Genomic DNA, 2,417 nt, shown 5'->3' with positions numbered 1-2,417 from the left:
AGAAAAGAGAAGAAGAATTTAAGAACATTGATATTGAGTGGTGTTACGAAATATAATTATATAATTTCTGTCATTTCATTTCCTTTTATTTTTTCTGTTTTATCGGCTTTGTTTATGCCTGTAATATTTGGAATAGCTATTCCAAGTTGGTTAACTTATTTTGTTGTAGTAGTATTGACTACGTTAGCATTTATTCTGTTGAATTTGTCCATAGGATTGTTTTCTAAGACCCAAACTCATGCAACATTATTTAGTATGATTGTCTTGATTATAGCTACTTTTTTACCTATGCTTTCATCTGATATGGGCAATAAAATTATGAGTTACATCACGAGATTTTCTTTTATAGGTGCTAACACAGAATATTTTATAAAACTAGAAAAATTTCAAACGTATGAGTCAAGTGTGTTTGCTTTAATTTGTTGGGTAGTTGGACTTATCTTTATTTCAAATTTTGCATTTAAATGGAATGCACGTGAGCATTGATTTATAAAATTTCTTCTGAAAGTCATCCTAGGATGGCTTTTTAACATTGTTTCACAATTACAATCTTGCTATAATAAGTCTATGAAAATGCGTCAGTTGATCTTTTACGAGGCCCAATTCTGAGGTCTCTTTTAATCTTTGCTCTACCAATTCTGATATCCAATATTTTCCAGCAACTCTACAATACTGCCGATGTCATGATTGTGGGTCGTTTTCTAGGGCCAGATGCCTTGGCTGCTGTAGGAGCTTCTTCTGCTATTTTTGATTTGGTTATCGGCTTTGCTCTTGGCGTTGGAAATGGTATGGGCGTTGTTATCGCACGTTACTATGGTGCCAAAGACTTTAGGAAACTTCGTCAGTCTGTGGCGGCCACTGTTGTCATCGGTCTAGGCTTAAGTGCCTTGGTTATGATTTTAGGGCATTTTGGTCTTTATCCTTTGCTTAGTTTTTTAGGAACGCCTTCTTCTATTATCGGGCAATCTTACCAGTATATTTCTATGATTGTTTCCTGTGTTGGAGTAACTTTGGGTTATAATCTGTGTGCAGGACTCCTCAGAGCGGTTGGGGATAGTCTTACCGCCCTCTATTTTCTGATTTTTTCAGCACTAGTCAATATCGTTTTAGACCTTTTCTTTATTACACAACTTCATCTTGGTGTTCAATCTGCAGGTTTAGCTACTATCATCTCACAAGGGCTTTCGGCAATTCTCTGTCTTTACTATATTAAGAAAAAAGTGACCTTCCTTCTACCAAGCAATTCAGACTTTGTTCTTGATTCAAGCCTTTATTTGGACCTTTTTGGACAAGGGATGGCCATGGGACTTATGAATTCTATTGTTTCAATTGGGACTGTGACCTTACAATATGCCATTAACGGCTTTGGACCTCTTATTATCAGTGCTCAGGTTGCAGCAAGGCGTATCATGTCTTTCGCAGTTCTCCCTTTGACCTCACTTGCTGCTGGGGTGACCACCTTTACCTCTCAGAATTTCGGGGCCAAACAGTTTAAACGCATAGTAGCTGGCTTAAAACAATCAAGTCTTGTTTCTATCACCTGGTCTGTCATTGCTTGTGCCCTTCTCTATATAGCAAGTCCCTTCTTGGCTGGTCTTATCTCTGGTTCTGATAATGCTGTGATTATTGACAACGCCAGTCGCTACCTCCGTATCAGTTCTCTTTTTTATCCTATTCTAGGTATGCTCTTTATTTTCAGAAATAGTCTCCAAGGCCTAGGTAAAAAACTCACACCTTTAACCTCTAGTTTCATTGAGCTTTTTGGAAAAATTCTCTTTGTTCTTTTAGTTATTCCTTCTATGGGCTACCTTGGCGTTATCCTATGCGAGCCCTTGATTTGGATTCCCATGACCATTCAACTTTATATTGCCTTGAGGAAACATATTCGACGCTTGTTTATCAGTTAGACTACTTTTGAACATAGAAAAAACGACCATCACGGTCGTTTTTAGTTTAATTTAATCCCCATTCATCAGAGATCTGTTTCATTATGGCCTCTTGGGAGATAATCCCAAAGCCCAGCATGTAGGTTGAGTAATCAGCATAAATTACCTTGTTATTTTGAACTGCCTTTAAGCTACTCCAGACAGGGTTATTTTTAAGTTTGTTTTCTAGGAGCTCTTGAGAATCTGCTTGAACAATCAGGAGGTCCGGATTAATGTCTTTTAGTTTATCTGGATCGATAACTTGGAACATATCATCTGGATTGAAGGTTTCAGCACGATTGAAATGATAAGTATCATACAGATAACCAAAATGCCCGTAAGCGTAATAACGGATGTCATTGTCTGTCACGCGCAGATACATGAGTTTTTGATTGCCAAACTTAGCTTTGACATTCTCTGCGAAAACAGCCTCCCTAGCATCCACTCTATCCAGGTCCTTCTTCATCTCATCACGTTTGTCGAAGATTTCTG

At 37.8% G+C, this 2,417-nt stretch carries 3 protein-coding genes; 2 read left to right on the top strand and 1 reads right to left on the bottom strand.

What is annotated here, in order from left to right:
* Positions 1-486 (top strand): ABC transporter permease (locus HSISS2_RS03045; protein WP_167546409.1); only part of this gene is annotated, 486 nt, incomplete at its 5' end.
* A gap of 197 nt (positions 487-683) precedes the next feature.
* On the top strand, positions 684-1,907 hold the full coding sequence (locus HSISS2_RS03040; protein WP_021145332.1) for an MATE family efflux transporter: 1,224 nt from the start codon (positions 684-686) through the stop codon (positions 1,905-1,907).
* Between the two features lie 46 nt (positions 1,908-1,953).
* Here the strand turns inward: HSISS2_RS03040 and HSISS2_RS10735 are convergent.
* Positions 1,954-2,417 (bottom strand): ABC transporter substrate-binding protein (locus HSISS2_RS10735; protein WP_167546408.1); only part of this gene is annotated, 464 nt, incomplete at its 5' end.

This window comes from Streptococcus sp. HSISS2 (genome assembly GCF_000448665.1).
GTDB lineage: Bacteria > Bacillota > Bacilli > Lactobacillales > Streptococcaceae > Streptococcus > Streptococcus raffinosi.
Note: the sequence above shows the minus strand (reverse complement) of the source record. Positions and strands in the feature narration are given on the sequence as shown.

Excerpts from the sequence above, each read along its gene's own strand:
- HSISS2_RS03040 (WP_021145332.1), top strand. The coding sequence starts at position 684 with ATGATTGTGGGTCGTTTTCTAGGGCCAGATGCCTTGGCTGCTGTAGGA.